Raw genomic sequence first — 18,570 nt, 5'->3', positions numbered from 1 at the left:
TATTTATAAGAAAATTAAAGGTGTAATTTTGTATAAAGCGTTTAAAGAGATTAAATTTTAAAAGTAAGAATATGAAAAAAGCTATATATATCGCAACGATTGAGGAGAATTGCGGTAAGACAATAATTACCCTGGGGTTACTGAGAATGCTATTAGGAAAGACTGCAAAAGTGGGGTATTTCAGGCCTGTGATTGAAGATTATGAAGAGGGAAAAAAGGATACTCATATCGAGATGGTTATATCTTATTTTGATTTAGATATTACATATGAAAATGCTTATGCGATTACAAAAAGTAAATTAATCAAGAAAAAAAATAATGGAAAATTAGGTGAAGTTGTTGATTTGATTATTGAAAAATACAAACAACTGGAAGACCGTTTTGATTTTGTGTTGGTTGAAGGAACTAGTTTTACGGGAGAAGGAACTGTCATAGAATTGGACATGAATGTGCTGATTGCCAAAAATCTTGGAATTCCTACCATAATTGTTGGCTCCGGAGAAGGGAAAACATTAGAAGAATTAATCGACAATTTGAATTTAGCCTATAATTCATTTAAAGTAAAAGAAGTTGAAGTATTGGCGGTAATTGCAAATAAAGTGCAACCTGAAAATTTAGAATTGGTGACAACTGGATTGCAGAAAAGTTTGCCAGAATCAATTCTAGTCAATTCGATTCCATTAATTAGTAGTTTGAATAATCCTACGATGCAAGAAATCGTTGAAGTATTGAATGCTAAAGTATTGTTTGGCCAGGAATATTTGAACAATCAGGTGAGTAGTTATAGCATTGGTGCGATGCAATTATGTAACTATCTGTTACACCTTAAAGAAAATAACCTTATTATCACTCCAGGCGATAGAGCCGATATTATTCTTGGAGCATTGCAGGCAAATGAATCAGCCAATTATCCAACTGTTTCCGGAATTGTTTTAACGGGAAATATAATTCCCGAAGACAGTATTTTGAAATTAATAGAAGGGCTTTCTTCTGTGGTGCCAATTATCACAGTTGAAGGCGGTACCTATCATATTGCCAATCAAATTGGAAATATTAAGTCAAAAATATATGCCAATAATATTCAAAAAATTGAGACATCGATAAATACGTTTGATAAATACGTTGATTTAGATGTTTTAATCGACAAATTTAATGCTTTTAAAGCAGAAGGAATGACTCCTAAAATGTTTCAATACAATATGGTGAAAAGAGCCAAAGCCCATAGAAAACATATTGTTTTGCCGGAAGGAAATGATGAAAGGATTATTATAGCAGCCTCTCGTTTGCTGGCAATGGATGTAGTGGATATTTCTATTATTGGAAATAAAAAACAAATAGAAAGTAAAGTAGCCGAATTAGGCTTAGATTTTGATTTTTCTAAAGTGCCAATCATTAATCCAATAGAATCTGAAAATTATGAGGATTACGTAAATACTTATTATGAGTTGCGAAAAGCCAAAAATGTAACTCTTGGAATGGCTAGAGATTTAATGGAAGATGTTTCCTATTTTGGAACAATGATGGTCTATAAAGGGCATGCAGACGGAATGGTCTCGGGTGCTGCACATACTACACAGCATACCATTTTACCAGCGTTGCAGTTTATTAAAACCAAACCAAATTCATCAGTAGTCTCTTCAGTATTTTTCATGTGTTTGGAAGACCGCGTTTCTGTTTTTGGAGATTGTGCCATCAATCCGAACCCAACTGCGGAGCAATTGGCAGAAATAGCTATTTCATCTGCCGATTCGAGTATTTCTTTTGGAATTGAACCAAAAATAGCCATGTTATCCTACTCATCAGGAACCTCTGGAAAAGGGGATGAAGTTGAAAAAGTACGACTTGCAACCGAAATAGTAAAACAAAAACGCCCAGATCTTAAAATCGAAGGACCAATACAGTACGATGCCGCAGTTGACTTAGAAGTAGGGCAAAGCAAAATGCCAAATTCCGAAGTTGCCGGTCGTGCGAGTGTATTGATTTTTCCCGATTTGAACACTGGAAACAATACATACAAAGCGGTTCAAAGAGAAACGGGAGCATTGGCAATTGGTCCAATGTTGCAAGGTTTAAACAAACCAGTAAACGATTTGAGCCGAGGTTGTACCGTCGACGATATCATAAATACAGTAGTAATTACAGCTATACAAGCACAGGATTTGTAAAAAAAAGTTGCTAAGATACTTAGACTCTAAGTTGCTAAGATCATTAAAAAATAAATGCTGCTTATAAACTCAAAATCTTAGAATCTTAGCCTCTCAGAAGCTCACTAAAAAATAAATAAATGAAAATAATAATTATAAACTCGGGAAGTTCGTCTATTAAATATCAAATGATTGATATGCCTGCCAATGAAGTAATTTGTAGTGGAATGATTGATAGAATTGGTTTAGAATCATCAAACTTTAGTTATGTAACCAATACTGTCAAAGTAGAGGAAACGTTGCCAATCGCCAATCATAAAATAGGATTACAGAAGATTTCCCAATTGTTGATGGATGATAAAGTTGGGGTTATCAAAAGTACTTCGGAGATCGAGGCAGTTGGTCATCGTGTAGTGCACGGAGGAAGTAATTTTTCAAATACAGTAACGATTACAAAAGAAGTTAAGGAGAAGATAAGACAACTTTCAGATTTGGCGCCTTTGCATAACCCTGCCAATTTGGAAGGGATTAATGTTGCCGAGGAAATTTTCGGTGATGCAACACAAGTAGCTGTTTTTGATACCGCTTTTCATCAAACTATTCCTGTTGTAGCTCACAAATACGCATTACCTAATTATCTTTTGACAGAAAATAAGATACGTGTCTATGGTTTTCATGGAACAAGCCATAAATATGTTTCAGAAAAAGCAATTCGTTATTTGAATGAAAATAATTCTGGAAAATCATCTAAAATTATTACCATACATCTAGGAAATGGATGTAGCATGACTGCCATAAAAGACGGAAAAAGTATTGATCATACCCTCGGATTTGCACCTATGAACGGTTTGATTATGGGAACGCGAAGTGGCGATGTAGATCAGTCAATAATTTTTCACATGGTGAATTCATTGGGATATTCATTGGATGCCGTAAACAATTTGCTGCAAAAACAAAGCGGAATGCTTGGTCTTACCGGATTTAGTGATTTGAGAGATATCGAAAGCAATGCCGCAAAAGGAAATTTGGATTGTCAACTAGCTTTGGATATGAATGCCTATAGGATTAAGAAATTTATAGGTTCTTATGCAGCCGTTTTGAATGGGTTGGATGCTATTATTTTTACTGCCGGTATTGGAGAGAATTCATCATACATCAGAAAACTCGTGTGTACTGATATGGATTATTTTGGTTTAGAATTGGATTCTGCCAAAAACGAAATTCGTTCCAAAGAAATCCGAGAAATCAATACTCCAGATTCAAAAACAAAAATTTTAGTTATTCCTACTAATGAAGAAATTGAAATAGCAAATCAGGTTTATGAATTGCTATTGAGTTAAAATAAAATCACTTCATCAAAAAGCTTCTGTATTCAGAGGCTTTTTTTGTGAATTTTATTGAGGAAATGTAATTATATTTGATAAAAAATCTTCGCGTTTTGAAAACTAAACTACTCTACATATTCTTTTTTTGTTTTATGTCATCGCAACTATTTGCTCAAGAGTTGCTTCCTTTTGTTGAAAATTATAGCAAATCAAATTATCAAGGTGATAATCAGATTTGGAATGTTGTACAGGGGAATGACAATGCTATGTATTTTGCCAACAATTATTATTTGTTGCGATATGATGGTGTAAAATGGGAGAAATACACACTGCCCAACAAAACAATTATTCGTTCTATAATGGTAGATGGAGACCGAATTTACTCGGGTTCTTATCAAGAATTCGGTTACTGGTTTCGTAAAGACGCCAAGATGCATTATGTTTCCATTACGAAAGGGAAAAAAGTTTTTGATGCAAATAATAATGAAGAAATCTGGAAAATATTCAAGTTTAAGAACAAAATTTACTTTCAGTCTTTCAATGGTATTTTCGTGTTTGACGGTAAGATCATAAAGGAAAAACAATTTCCTTTTTTGATTTCCTATTGTTTTGTTGTCGACAATCAGATATTGATCGCTTCAGTTGAAAAAGGAATCTTTCGGTTGACTAATGGGAAAATTGAAAAAGTAAATGGATTGTCTCTTTTGGAAAATAATGTCATTCATAGTATTCAAAAACATCAAAAGAAAATTTATTTTTTTACAAAAAAAAGTGGCGTTTATGTGTTTGAGAATAATGTTTTGAGCCCCTGGAAGAATGGTTTAAACAACATATTAAAAACGGCCAATATTAATGTGGCTCAATTTATCAAAAATGATAAATTGATTATTGGAACTGCCAATAAAGGAGTTTATATTCTGGATTTAAATGATGAATCCTATAAAAATATCAATAGGAATAACGTCTTGATGAACAATTCAATTTTGAGTATTGGTCAGGATAAAGAGAATGATTTATGGCTGGGACTTGATAATGGAATAGCCCATATTGAAGTCAATTCGCCAATTTCAATATTTTATGACAGTTCTGGAATTTTAGGGTCTGTGTATTCAGTGGCAAGTATTCCAAAAGGGTATTTGATGGCTTCCAATCATGGTGTTTTCAAATATGAAGACAAACAACTTTCATTAATTCCCAACACGCAAGGGCAAGCTTGGAATATTAGTAAAATCAATGATCAGTATCTCATAGGTCATAACGAGGGAACATATATTTATAAAAACGGATTGTTCAGTAAATTGAGTATTATTAACGGAGGTTGGAATTTGGCCAAAAGCAGTATTAATAATTCATATTTGCAAGCTACTTACAGTGGAGTTGTTGTTTACAATGATGCCAATGATTTAAACCAAAAAATAGTAATAAAAGGAATACAGAAACCTATTAAATATCTAGCACAAAACAGAAAAAATGAAATTTGGGCTGCAGATAATAATAGAGGTTTGTATCGCATTCTTTATAATGATGACTATGCAACCACCAAAGTTGATAACATCACTAAACGCAGTAAAATCAGCAATGACTTTGGAGTTAAGATATTTGAATTTCGAAATGAAATTCTTTTTTTGATAGATAATTCTTGGTATACTTTTAATTCCATTACCAATCAATTGGAAGCAAATGAATTGTTTAATACTAATTTTAAAAACGCCTCTGATATTGTTGCTATTGATGAAAATCATTTTATGGTACTTCAGGATGGGCTTTTGTACCATATATATGCACAGGGTACTAAATTCATCAGAAACAGTATTCAAGAGAAATATTACAAAGGAAAAATCATCAATGATAACTTGAAAGTGTTTAAGGATAAAAATAATTATCTGCTAAATCTGGATGATGGTTTTATTTCACTTGATTTAAAATACGATGAAAAGAAGAAAACCACTGTAAAGATTGAAGCTTTCAATAATGATATTTTGGTTGAAAACAATTCAAAAATTAATCATAATTCAGAGCTTAGGATAAATGTAATATCTGGAATTTATGGTGCAACAAAACCAGATTTGTTTTATAAAATTAATGGAACAAAAGATTTTTTTCAAATCAAGGAAGGTTTGATTCTTTTGAATAATTTAAGTAGTGGTTCTCATGATGTCACTATTTATAGCAACGATGGGTTAAATTATAATAAAATAGCCAATTTTGAATTTGTTGTGGCCAAGGCATGGTATTTTTCAGCTTGGATGATTTTCGTTTATATGATTTTGATTGGGCTTATCCTGTATCTTTATTATAAATGGAATAAGATGAAATACATTCAGAAGCTAAAATTGCAAAAAGAAGAATTAAAGCATCAGAAGGAAATTTTGGAAATGGAATTGAAAGCCGAAAATGAATTGAATAGCCAGGAATATGAAAAACATATTTTGGAATTGGAATTACAATCAAAATCTTCCGAAGTGGCAGGCAAATCACTTTCTATTGCCAAACAAAGTGAAATGATTGAAAATATTCAAAACATTTTGGATACAGAATCTGATTTCAATAAATTAAAAAGTGAGATTAAAAAAGCCATAAAAATTAATGCTGTAAATAAGCATGAATGGGAAGTTTTTGAAACCAATCTCAATCAAATTAATAATGAATTCATTATTGCACTTTCGAAGAAATACCCACACTTAACTTCGAAGGATATTAAGTTGTGTGTGTACCTCAAAATGAATCTTTCATCAAAGGAAATAGCACCGATGATGAATATTTCTTTTAGAGGAGTAGAACTACATCGCTATCGCTTAAGAAAAAAATTAGGCCTTTCACAAGAAGAAATACTTTCTAAATTTCTATTATCTGTATAAAAAAGTGTATTTTTTTGTTAATATTAAGTTTTTTTTACGCTTTTATTATGGAATTACAATACATCATCACTACATCATCACGCTGCGGTGTAGTACTTCAGGTTCTTTGTAAATTGTTGTAAAATAGGGGTTTATTATTGCGTTATTTAGGTTTGATGTATTCGTGTAGTAGTGCCGTTTCAGCTACTACAACGTTGTATTTAGCTAATTTAGCTGAACTAACTTAAACGTTTAACAAACCTATGAGAAATTTTATTTTTAGCTTTTTAGCACTCATTCTACTTCCAGCCTATATGTCTGGTCAAGTAATCAAAGGAAAAGTATTGGATAAAACCGGACTCGGAATCCCTGGAGCATTTGTTGTTGCAGGAAATGTTTCCGCTGATACTGATTTTGATGGAAATTTTAGTATTAACGCCAAAGAGGGCACAATATTAAAAATTAGTTTAGTCGGTTTTGAATCTGTATCAGTTGCAGCAACTTTGACACCGATGACAATTACACTAAAAGAATCCGAAGACACAGCACTAAAAGAAGTGGTGGTTATTGGATATGGTACAAGAAAGAAAATAGATAACACTACAGCTATTTCTTCCATAAAAGCGGAGGAGATTTCGAAAACCAAAGTATTGAATGCTTCTCAGGCTATTCAAGGTAAGGCGGCTGGAGTACAAGTTGTTTCTTCAGATTTGCCAGGAAGTACACCTTCGGTAATTATTAGAGGTTTGGGTACTGCCTTAGGAGGAAGAACCCCTTTATATGTTGTTGATGGAATGCAAACAGAAAATATCAATAACATTAATACCAATGATATAACTTCTTACGAAATTTTAAAAGATGCATCCGCACTTGCAATTTATGGTACAAGGGCTGCTAATGGAGTAATCATTATTACAACTAAAAAAGGTAAAGGGGAGAAGATTTCTGTTGAAATTGAAAGCTTTGCAGGTATGAGAGAGCCTTTAAAAAGAGTTAAAATGGCCGGTAGTAATAAATATTCACATTACTCTAATGTAGCGTTGCAATCGACTACATTTTCGCAAGATCAACCCGTTAACACTGACTGGTTTGACGAGATTACCAGAACTGGAAGTTATACTCAAAATAACATATCTATTTCAGGCGCATCTGAAAACATAAAATACTTTTTCAGTTTAGGAAACTACGAAGAAAAAGCAGTTTTAAATGGTTTAGACTATGGTCGAACAACTTTCAGAAATAATAATGAGTATAAAATTTCTAAAAAACTGACTTTAAATCAAACTTTCAGTTTTACCTCTGGAAAATCAGCGCCTAAGCCATTAAGTGCTTTTACAAATGCATACAAACAATCGCCAATTGTGCCAGTTTATTTTCCTGATGGGAAATATGGAGTTTCTCGTGTAGGCGATGACGGGTTTGCAAGTGAATCAGGATCTGCATTTAACAATGTTGGAAATCCAGTGGCTCAATTGAATTTTTTTGATGAGCAACAAAGAAGTGTAACCTTACAGGGTGGTTTGAAATTAGATTATGAAATTATAAAATCATTAAAATTTACTTCGCAATTTAATGGTGAATATTATACTTGGAAACAATACAATTATGATGACACTAAAAATATTTGGTTAGCAGCAAACCCTAACAAGATATCCAGTGATTATGAAAAAGAATTTCCAAATGCTAATATAAATTTATTGACAAAAGGCAGAGAAGAATATTTTAATTGGAATATGTCTAATTATCTGACTTATAATAAAGTATTTAATGAAATTCACGATGTAGAGTTGACAGCTGGTATAGAGACTTCAGTAAGAGGCCCAAGGGAAAAACTGACAATTGCTAGAAAAAATGTTAATTCAGATTCTAACTATTGGTCTTTAAAAGGAGATAATGATTATGAAACAAATATTACAAGTTACCAAGATGAAGTTTTTAACGAAACAAAGTTAGCATCTTATTTTGGCCGTTTCCAATATAAATTAATGGAGAGATACTTGTTTACTGGAACTATCAGACGTGATGGGTCTTCAAATTTTGCTAAAGATTATCGTTGGGGTAATTTTCCTGCCTTTGGTTTAGGTTGGGTTATCACCAAAGAAAACTTTATGACAGATGTGAAAGTAATTAACATGTTGAAATTAAGAGGTGGTTGGGGTAGATTAGGTAACCAAAACGTACCACTCAACAATCAGGCTTATACTTCTGGTCAAAATGCTTATTTAGGTGGCTCTATTTTAAATAGTGGAACAACTATTAGTTCTCAAATTGACCCAAGTTTATCTTGGGAAATTACAGAGGAATCTTCTGTAGGTTTAGATTTTGAATTATTAGACAGTAGATTAAAAGGATCTTTTGATTTGTACGATAAAAATACTTCAAACGTTATTTTAAATACTAAACCATATTCAACTTCCGGAATTACAGTCGCTTCACCAGCGCACGTTGGAGAAGTTTCAAACAAAGGATATGAGATTTCTTTGCGTTGGGATGACAAGATCAATGATGATTTTGGTTATTGGATTGGAGGTAATTTCTCGAACAATAAAAATGAACTGACAGGTTTGAAAGATGTTATTTTATCACCAGTTATTGGTGGAGGATTGGGTAACGGACAAGATACAAAACTATTAGATAATACTACAATAGGTCAGCCATTAGGTAGCTTTTATATTTATGAATATGCTGGTTTTGATGCGACAAACGGACTAATGATGTATTATAATGCAGCTGGGCAAAAAGTGACTCAAGATGCATTAAATGCAAATACAGACAGAAAATATGTTGGATCTAGTTTACCAAAATCAAACTACGGAATAACATTAGGATTAAATTACAAAAACTTCGACTTTTCAGTTGATGGATATGGAACTAATGGTGCAAAAGTTTATAACGGTAAAAAAGCTCAGCGTTTTTCAGGCGAGAACATTGAAGAATCTCTTGCTACAGATTTCTGGACACCAAATAACCTGACCGCTTCTAATCCTGCACCATTTAATCAAGTGCCAGTTGCATCTACTTATTATTTAGAGTCTGGTGATTTCTTTAGAATCAACAATATTACATTAGGATATAAACTGCCAATAGAAAGTGATAATTTTATTAGCTCTTGCAGAATTTATGTAAACGCTATAAACCCATTTATTACACAAAAATTCTCTGGTTTCTCTCCTGAATTAAATGGAGATGGAAATCCTTACGGAACTCAAGGTGTTGAGCTTGATGCTTATCCAACTTTAAGATCATTTGTAATTGGTGCTAATTTAAAATTTTAATACAATGAAAAAGATATATATAACCACGTTTGTTCTTTCAACGTTCTTTTTTGCGGGATGTGCAGACGATTATTTAGATGTAGATCAAACTGAATCTATTTCTACGAAAGATACAGAATTATATAATAATGATGCTGGTGCAGCTCAGTTTGTAACAGCCATTTATAATAAATTCTTGAATTGGGATATGACTTCATTCGGATGGATAGGTCTTTCGAGTATTACCTCTGATGATGCCGATAAAGGATCATCTCCTGGAGATACAGGAACAGATAAAGATGTGCTAGATGCTTTAACTTACAATGCTTCAAACCCATCTGCAGAGAGTACTTTTAATGCAAATTATGATGGAATTAACAGATGTAATCAGGCCCTAAATATTATTCCAAAATTAGACAAGGCTGATCCAAATTTAAGAGCTAGATTAATTGGGGAAGCCAAGTTTTTAAGAGCTTTTATGTATTTTACTTTGGTAAAATGCTACGGAGGAGTACCAATTGTAGATCATTTACCTGTTCCTGGTTCAGATTCTGATAGAATCATGCAGTTGACTCGTAAAACATCTGCAGAAGTATATGCTTTTATCGAAAGTGATTTGAATGATGCTATTACAGCTTTACCAGAAAAAACGGCTTATTCAGTAAATGAAAGATCTAGAGCTTCAAAAGGTGCTGCTTATGCTTTATTGGCAAAAGTAAGTTTGTATCAAAAAAACTGGCAAAAAGTAATTGATAATTGTAATAAAGTTGCAGGTTACTCAATTGTAAGTGATTATGCCTCTATGTATAGACCAGCTGGGAAATTTGATTCAGAATCTATTTTCGAAATATATGCACAAGGCGCTGTTCCTGCAAAAGGTATAGAAGGTTATTCTAACACACAAGGTGCTCGTGGTACCGGTGGTTGGGGTTGGGGGTTCAATACTCCATCTCAAAGTTTAGTAAATGCTTATGAAGCAGGCGATGTTAGAAAAAATGCTACTATTATATTTAGAGGATCTACCTTATATGATGGCAGAGTAGTGCCTAATACTGTTGAAAACGAACGTTACAACTACAAAGCATATTCATCTGCATATACAGATGCTTGGGAAACAGATGTTGATATTAAATACCTTAGATATGCTGAAGTCTTGTTAATGAAGGCTGAAGCATTAAATGAATTGGGGCAAACATCTGAAGCTATTCCGTTATTAAACCAAATAAGAAATAGAGCCGGATTGGCCAATACCACTGCGGCATCTCAAGCTGATGTGAGAACAGCAATTTGGAAAGAAAGAAGAGTAGAAATGGCTTTTGAACACGATAGATTTTTTGACTTAGTTCGTACAGGTCAAGCTAAAGCAGCTTTTGCGGTAGATGGGAAAGTTTTTACTGAAGGAAAAAATGAATTATTCCCTATTCCTGCAGCATTCTTAAAACAGACTGGTAATTTATCATCTCAAAATCCTGGTTATTAATTCTTAAAAACACTAAAAATGAAAAAATATAAATATGTTTTCTTATTTACTTCGGTTATAGTTGCACAATTTTTTGCAAGCTGTAACGAGGATAGTATAGATAAAGTTAACGATCCAATTCCTTATGAATCAATTGGGGGTTATGAGAATTCTGATGATGTTGCGGCTTCACATTTAGTTTCTAAGTTTAGTTTTGATGGAAACATTACGGATTCAAAAAACGGAATAACTGACGGAGTGGGAACAAATGTTACTTATGAAGCAGGTATAAAAGGGCAGGCCTATAAAGGTTCTTCAAGTTCATTCATTGCTTATAATACTGTGGCAAATTCTGTAATAAATCTAAAAAGTATTTCAGTTTCAATGTGGATAAAAACGGATCCTCATACTGGAGGAGCACAATCATTATTTATGCTGCCCAAAAAAACAGATTTCTGGGGAAATATTTTCACTTTAATTGAAGGTACAGGACCAGCAACAACAATGTTATTGAAAAATCATATTCAAAAAGATGTAACGCCTAGTATTCCTTGGTCAGGACAATTTATAGAGCATGGTGGAGATAATGTTTTGAAAAATATGTTTGGCGCATGGAAACATTTGGTTTGGACTTACAACGGAACAAGTTCTACTTATAGCTTATATGTTGATGGTGTAAAATTAGATTTGCCTGCTTCAATTTCTAAAAGGTACGCAAGCGACCCTTTAGCAGGAGGTGTAGGATATGGAGAGCTAGCAAATTCGGAAGTTTCTAAATTTATTATTGGTGGTTACCAACAACATTTAGGAGCTCCATGGGGTAATCCTGATGGCTGGATGCTTCATTACACTGGTTTAATGGATGAATTCAGAATTTATGACGCTGTTCTAGCTGACAATGAAGTTGTTGCTCTTTATAAATTAGAAAAAGATAACAGATAAGGATTTATTTTACACACCTGATCAATACAAAAATCAGGTGTGTATTTTTTAGTAATTAATACATTTTATAAAAATGAAAAATCACTTATTCTTATTGATTTTTTTGAATTTCTTCAATTCATGTTCATCATCAACTCCGTCGGATAAAAACACTGGAGGTACGCCTTTGCCAACAACTCCTGCGACACCTGTCACAGCTTTGACCGATGAACAAGCATTAGATCAAGTTCAAAAAGATGCTATAAAGTATTTTTGGGATTATGCCGAACCCAATTCAAAATTAGGCAGAGAGCGTTATCACACGGATGATCCTAGTTTTGAATCCAATAAAGTTACCACTGGAGGTTCAGGTTTTGGACTGATGTCTTTGATTGTTGGAGTAGAAAGAGGTTTTATTCCAAGAGCCGAAGCCGTTACTCGAATGACCACCGCAATGGATTTTCTGGAAAAAGCTGATCGTTTTCACGGAGCATGGGCACATTGGATGGACGGAAATACAGGACATGCCATTTCTTTTGGGAATAAAGATGATGGTGGGGATATCGTTGAAACAGCTTTCTTATGCCAAGGATTGATTGCCGTGAGAGAATATTTCAAGGATGGAAACGCCCAAGAAAAAGCATTGTCTGCCAAAGCAGATAATCTATGGAAAGGTGTGGAATGGAGTTGGTACACTAATGGTGAAAACGCAATGTATTGGCATTGGTCTCCTACCTATCAATGGGAGATGAAATTTAAATTGGAAGGATACAATGAGTGCTTGATTGCCTATATTTTGGGAGCTGCTTCAACAACTCATCCGATTCCAGCTGCAGCTTATCACGAAGGATGGACACGAAACGGAACTATTGCAACAGGAAAAACACAGTATGGAATTCCTCTGGTATTCAAATACAATACTGCTACTGGAAATGCTGGACCTTTGTTTTGGGCTCAATATTCTTACTTAGGATTAGATCCTTCTCAATTATCGGATAAGTATGCAAACTATTGGGAATTAACTCAAAATCAGGCAAAAATCATTTACAGTTATTGTGTTGATAATCCAAAAAAATGGAACGGTTATTCTGATAAATGTTGGGGACTTACTGCCAGTTATTCTCGAAATACTGATGGATCAACGGGCTATTCTGCCCATGACACTGACAATGATTTAGGGGTTATAACTCCAACAGCTGCATTATCTTCTTTTCCATATATGCCAAAAGAAAGTATGAAATTTTTGCATTTTCTGTATGATGAAAAGAAAAGTACTTACGTTGGAATTGCGGGGCCTTATGATGCTTTTTCACCTCAATTTAATTGGGTGACACCACGTTATTTGGCAATAGATCAAGGAACCATAGCGCCAATGATTGAAAATTATCGTACAGGTTTGATATGGAAATTGTTTATGAATGCGCCGGAGGTAAAACAAGGTTTGCTGAATCTTGGTTTTCATTCTGGTAAATATGGATTTTAATACGGAGCGGTAGATGAAATATAATCTAATTGTACCTGTTTTTTTGCTGTCGCTAATGTCTTTTGCACAAAAAGATATTGTTTCTAAAGTAAAAATAGAGGTAGTACAAAAACAGGAATTGGGTTACGCATTGCATATTCCGTTAAATACTAAAGAAAAAAAGCCTTTGTTAATTTTTCTTCATGGTTCTGGCGAAAATGGCTCGGATGTAGAGAAAGTGAAAATTCATGGACCTTTCAAATATTTGAAAAGCCATGATCTTGATTTTTATGTTCTTGCACCACAATGCCCGGAAGGACAGCAATGGAATCCTGATATTTTATATGAGTTGATTTTAAAAGTTCAAAAAGAAAATAATATTGATGCCAATCGAATTTATCTAACAGGACTGAGTTCTGGAGGGTGGGGAACTTATAGTCTTGCTTTAAAACATCCTGAAATGTTTGCAGCTGTAATGCCAGTTTCGGGTTTTGTTGACATCATTCAATTGGAAGAAATTTGTAAAATGGAGGTTATCCCAACTAGGATTTTTCATGGTTTACTAGATGATGTAGTTCCTGTCGATAATGATATTACGATCTATAAAGAACTAAAAAAATGTAATAAAGATGTTGAGTTAACTCTTTTTAATGACGCGGGTCATGATTGTTGGACCCAAGTTTATGGTAATCCAGAAACGTATGCTTGGATGTTGAAACAAATAAAAAACAGATAAAAAATGAAAAAGACATTAATTATAATACTCTTAGGCTCCGTTTTTTTGGGCTATAGCCAAAAGAAAGAAAATAAAAAAGCCGTCGTAATTAAACCCAAAACCGAATTTGTAGCCGAGTTGTTATCAAAAATGACTTTGGATGAAAAATTGGGGCAATTGAATTTACCAACTTCGGGCGATATAACCACCGGTCAAGCGAATAGCTCTGATGTTGCAAAGAAAATCGAAGAAGGCAAGGTCGGTGGATTATTTAATATAAAATCAGTTCAGAAAATAAAAGAAGTACAGCGAATTGCGGTTGAAAAAAGCCGCTTGAAAATCCCTTTAATTTTTGGAATGGACGTTATTCATGGATACGAAACAACCTTTCCTATTCCTCTTGGACTGTCATGTACCTGGGATATGAAATTGGTTGAAAGAAGTGCTCAAATTGCTGCACAGGAGGCTAGTGCCGATGGAATCAATTGGACTTTTTCTCCAATGGTTGATATTTCTCGTGATCCACGTTGGGGAAGAATTTCTGAAGGTTCTGGAGAAGATCCATTTTTGGGAAGCCAAATTGCCAAAGCGATGGTAAACGGATATCAACAACACGATCTTTCCAAAAACAATTCCATTTTGGCATGTGTTAAACATTTTGCCTTATACGGTGCCCCAGAAGCAGGTCGTGATTACAATACTGTTGATATGAGTCATATCAGAATGTTCAATGATTATTTTCCTCCTTACAAAGCTGCTGTTGATGCTGGTGTAGGATCGGTTATGGCTTCTTTTAATGAAGTTGACGGAATTCCAGCAACTGGAAACAAATGGTTGATGACAGATGTTTTGAGAAAACAATGGGGTTTCAAAGGTTTTGTGGTTACCGATTTTACAGGAATTCCTGAAATGATTGAACACGGAATGGGCGATTTGCAAGCAGTATCTGCTTTGGCTCTAAATGCCGGAGTTGAAATGGATATGGTTGGTGAAGGATTTTTGACCACTTTAAAAAAATCATTGGATGAAAAGAAAGTTGCTATTGAGCAAATAGACAATGCAGTAACACTTATTTTGAATGCCAAATACGATTTGGGATTGTTTCAAGATCCCTATAAATATTGTGATGACAAAAGAGCTAAAACCGAAATTTTTACTGCTAGCAGCAGAGATGAGGCTAGAAAAATAGCTGCTCAATCATTGGTTTTACTAAAAAATCAAAACCAATTATTGCCTTTGAAAAGATCGGGAACAATTGCACTTATCGGACCATTGGCAGATGCTAAAAACAATATGTCAGGAACTTGGAGTGTGGCTACAAATGGTGAAAAATGTATTTCATTATTGACTGGAATTCAAGAAGTAGCTGGTAAATCAGCTAAAGTGCTTTACGCCAAAGGTAGTAATCTTGATTATGATGAAACTTTTGAGACCAATGCCACTATGTTTGGTAAAACCTTGAATAGAGACAACCGATCCAAAGAAGCAATTTTGGACGAAGCACTAAAAGTAGCCAATCAATCAGATGTTATTGTTGCTGCACTAGGAGAATCTGCCGAAATGAGTGGAGAGAGTAGTAGCCGCACGAATCTGGAAATTCCACAGGCACAAAAAGATTTATTGAATGCATTGTTAAAAACAGGAAAGCCGGTAGTTTTAGTTTTATTTGATGGTCGTCCATTGGTTATAAAAGATGAAAATGAGACAGTTCCATCTATTCTAAATGTTTGGTTTGCTGGTAGTGAAGCTGGATACGCTATAGCTGATGTTTTGTTTGGAGATGTAAATCCTTCAGGAAAATTAACTACTACTTTCCCAAGAAGTGTAGGTCAATTACCAATTTATTATGCTCATAAAAACACAGGAAGACCACTTGTTAACACTGAAGGGAAATTCGAAAAATTTAGATCTAATTATATAGATGAAAGAAATGAACCATTATTCCCTTTTGGTTTCGGATTGAGTTATACCAAATTTGAGTATTCAAATTTGAAAATTTCATCGGATAAAATGAATTCCAATAGTAAAGTGAATGTAAGTGTTGAGGTTGCAAATACTGGAAATTTTGACGGAAAAGAAACAGTACAAATGTATATAAGAGACGTAGTTGGTTCTGTAACAAGACCGGTTAGAGAACTTAAAGGTTTCCAAAAAATAGCCCTTAAAAAAGGCGAAAAGCAAACAGTGATATTCGAAATTAGTGAAGAAGATTTGAAGTTTTACAATTCTGATTTGCAATTTGTTGCTGAGCCTGGACAGTTTGAAGTTTTCGTTGGAGGAAACTCAAACGCAGACAATAAGGTAAGTTTTAATTTAGTAAATTAAGCTTGGTTAGTTTATTTGGTTGCCCTCCGTTTTTGGTTAGACGGAGGGCTTTTTTTTAATTTAAAATCACTCAGAACAGCAAATTATAGTGTTTAATCTGAATAGCTGTAAATTAAGTAATTTTTTAAAAAGTTCTAAAAATGAGAAAACTATATTTTATACCACTGTTGCTACTATTGTTGAGCCACCAAATCATAATGGCACAATCTAAAATCAATAGTATTGGAAAAACGGAATGGTTTGATCCTAATAAACCAGCTTCTACGTATTGTAACCCAATCAATATCGGTTACAATTATACTACAGCAAACCATAATGGAATTCCTGATTCTCGTCGTTCGAGTGCCGATCCATTAATTATTGCTTATAAAGGCGACTATTACCTGTTTGCAACCAATCAAGCTGGTTTCTTTTGGAGCAAAGATTTATCGGACTGGAATTTTGTGTATGGAAGTTTTCAAAGAAATCCAGGGGATGATGACCAATGTGCACCAGCTGCTTGGGTAGTAAATGACACTTTATTTTATGTAGGTTCAACTTGGAAAAAAGATCATCCAGTATGGAAAACTGCCGATCCAAAATCGGGTCGTTGGGTTCGTCATGTCGATACAGCAATGTTACCCACTTGGGATCCTGCCATTTTTCAGGATGACGACAAAAAAGTGTACATGTACTATGGTTCAAGTGGAAAATTACCGCTTTGTGGTGTAGAGGTAGATTATAAAACATGGTTACCAAAAGGGAATCAGGCAGATTACAAAAAACTATATGAAGCAACCGAAGTTGAGGATATTCAACGCCCTTATGGCGAAATAAAAGCAGTTGTCAATTTGAATCCAGCTAAGCATGGTTGGGAGCGCTTCGGGCCTAATAATGATATGGAACCAGCACCTTGGGGAAATTTTATTGAAGGTGCTTGGATGACCAAACATAACGGTAAATATTATATGCAATACGGTGCACCTGCTACCGAGTTTAAAGGTTATGCCAATGGTGTTCATGTAGGCAATAGTCCTTTGGGACCGTTTACTTATCAAAAACACAATCCGATGTCATATAAACCGGGAGGATTTGTAATTGGGGCAGGGCACGGAAATACTTTTGCCGATAACTTTGGTAATTATTGGAATACCGGAACCTGTAAAATTTCGGTGAAAGATCGTTTTGAACGCCGCATCGATATGTTTCCCGCAGGATTTGACAAGGATGATATTATGTATTCCATCACTGCTTATGGGGATTATCCAACTTTACTGCCGACTAAAAATCGTGATCAGACTAAAGGAGCTTTCACAGGGTGGATGTTACTTTCGTACAAGAAAACTGCAACCGTGTCTTCATCCGAAGAATGTATGGATGTGCAGACTCACAGAGTGGATACTGGCGGAAAAAAAGTATTTGAAAAAATCTGTTACAGCGCCCAGAATTTAACCGATGAGGATATTCAATCGTATTGGTCGGCAAAAACGGATAAACCTGGCGAATGGTTACAAATTGATTTAGGAAGAAAAATGCGAATCAATGCTTTGCAGATTAATTATGCCGATCATAAAGCCACGCAACACAACAAGGCAATGGATATTTATTATCAATACCAAATATTCATGTCGGATGATAATCAAAATTGGACTTTGGTAGTTGATAAATCCAAAAGTGATAAAGATACACCTCACGATTATCTGGAATTGACAAAAGCCATTGAAGCACGTTACGTAAAAATGGTGAATATCCACAACGCATCAGGATTATTTGCCGTTTCTGATTTCCGTATTTTTGGAAATGGATTATCCGAAAAGCCAAAATCGGTTACGAAATTTAAAGTCGACAGAAATGCTATCGATTCCAGAAACGCTATGATTTCTTGGAAAGCACAGACAGATGCAGTTGGCTATACAATTTACTATGGAATTGCCCCTGATAAATTATACAACAGTATAATGGTTTACGATGGCAATTCATATGATTTCAGAGGATTGGACAAAGGTACAGGCTATTATTTTGCCATAGAAGCTTTTAATGAAAATGGAATTGGAGCTAAAACCACTCTTACTGTTTCTAATTAAATTTTGCAATAAAAGTGAAAATCTATTTGTAAGGACTATTATTAAAAAGTCAATTCTTTATACAA

Annotated in this window: 10 protein-coding genes; all 10 read left to right on the top strand. The window is 34.3% G+C overall.

From position 1 onward, the window contains the following. The first annotated feature begins 71 nt into the window (after positions 1 to 71). The gene (pta, locus tag HQN62_RS13445) at positions 72 to 2,165 is read left to right on the top strand and encodes a phosphate acetyltransferase (protein ID WP_173504747.1); all 2,094 of its coding nucleotides are present in this window, start codon (positions 72 to 74) and stop codon (positions 2,163 to 2,165) included. A gap of 119 nt (positions 2,166 to 2,284) precedes the next feature. Beyond that, positions 2,285 to 3,484 carry an acetate/propionate family kinase gene (locus HQN62_RS13440; protein ID WP_173504746.1) on the top strand — a complete coding sequence of 400 codons (1,200 nt, stop codon included), beginning with the start codon at positions 2,285 to 2,287 and terminating at the stop codon, positions 3,482 to 3,484. A gap of 137 nt (positions 3,485 to 3,621) precedes the next feature. Then, complete coding sequence (locus tag HQN62_RS13435; RefSeq protein ID WP_173504745.1) at positions 3,622 to 6,327, top strand: helix-turn-helix and ligand-binding sensor domain-containing protein; 2,706 nt, start codon at positions 3,622 to 3,624, stop codon at positions 6,325 to 6,327. A gap of 242 nt (positions 6,328 to 6,569) precedes the next feature. After that, positions 6,570 to 9,581 (top strand): SusC/RagA family TonB-linked outer membrane protein, encoded by a 3,012-nt coding sequence (locus HQN62_RS13430; protein ID WP_116797833.1) that lies wholly within the window; start codon positions 6,570 to 6,572, stop codon positions 9,579 to 9,581. 4 nt (positions 9,582 to 9,585) lie between these two features. Next, on the top strand, positions 9,586 to 11,040 hold the full coding sequence (locus HQN62_RS13425; RefSeq protein WP_173504744.1) for a RagB/SusD family nutrient uptake outer membrane protein: 1,455 nt from the start codon (positions 9,586 to 9,588) through the stop codon (positions 11,038 to 11,040). A gap of 18 nt (positions 11,041 to 11,058) precedes the next feature. Next, positions 11,059 to 11,961 (top strand): LamG domain-containing protein, encoded by a 903-nt coding sequence (locus HQN62_RS13420; RefSeq protein ID WP_173504743.1) that lies wholly within the window; start codon positions 11,059 to 11,061, stop codon positions 11,959 to 11,961. A 73-nt stretch (positions 11,962 to 12,034) separates the two neighbouring features. After that, complete coding sequence (locus tag HQN62_RS13415) at positions 12,035 to 13,423, top strand: glucoamylase family protein (RefSeq protein ID WP_173504742.1); 1,389 nt, start codon at positions 12,035 to 12,037, stop codon at positions 13,421 to 13,423. 13 nt (positions 13,424 to 13,436) lie between these two features. Beyond that, a complete protein-coding gene (locus HQN62_RS13410; RefSeq protein WP_173504741.1) occupies positions 13,437 to 14,138 on the top strand; it encodes a carboxylesterase family protein in 702 nt (233 codons plus the stop codon). Between the two features lie 3 nt (positions 14,139 to 14,141). Then, positions 14,142 to 16,442, top strand: a complete 2,301-nt coding sequence (gene bglX / locus HQN62_RS13405; protein ID WP_173504740.1) for a beta-glucosidase BglX — start codon at positions 14,142 to 14,144, stop codon at positions 16,440 to 16,442. A 140-nt stretch (positions 16,443 to 16,582) separates the two neighbouring features. Next, on the top strand, positions 16,583 to 18,505 hold the full coding sequence (locus HQN62_RS13400) for a discoidin domain-containing protein (RefSeq protein WP_173504739.1): 1,923 nt from the start codon (positions 16,583 to 16,585) through the stop codon (positions 18,503 to 18,505). The last annotated feature ends 65 nt before the right edge of the window (positions 18,506 to 18,570 follow it).

The organism is Flavobacterium sp. M31R6, from assembly GCF_013284035.1.
Taxonomy (GTDB): domain Bacteria; phylum Bacteroidota; class Bacteroidia; order Flavobacteriales; family Flavobacteriaceae; genus Flavobacterium.
This window is presented reverse-complemented; position numbering and strand designations above follow the sequence as displayed.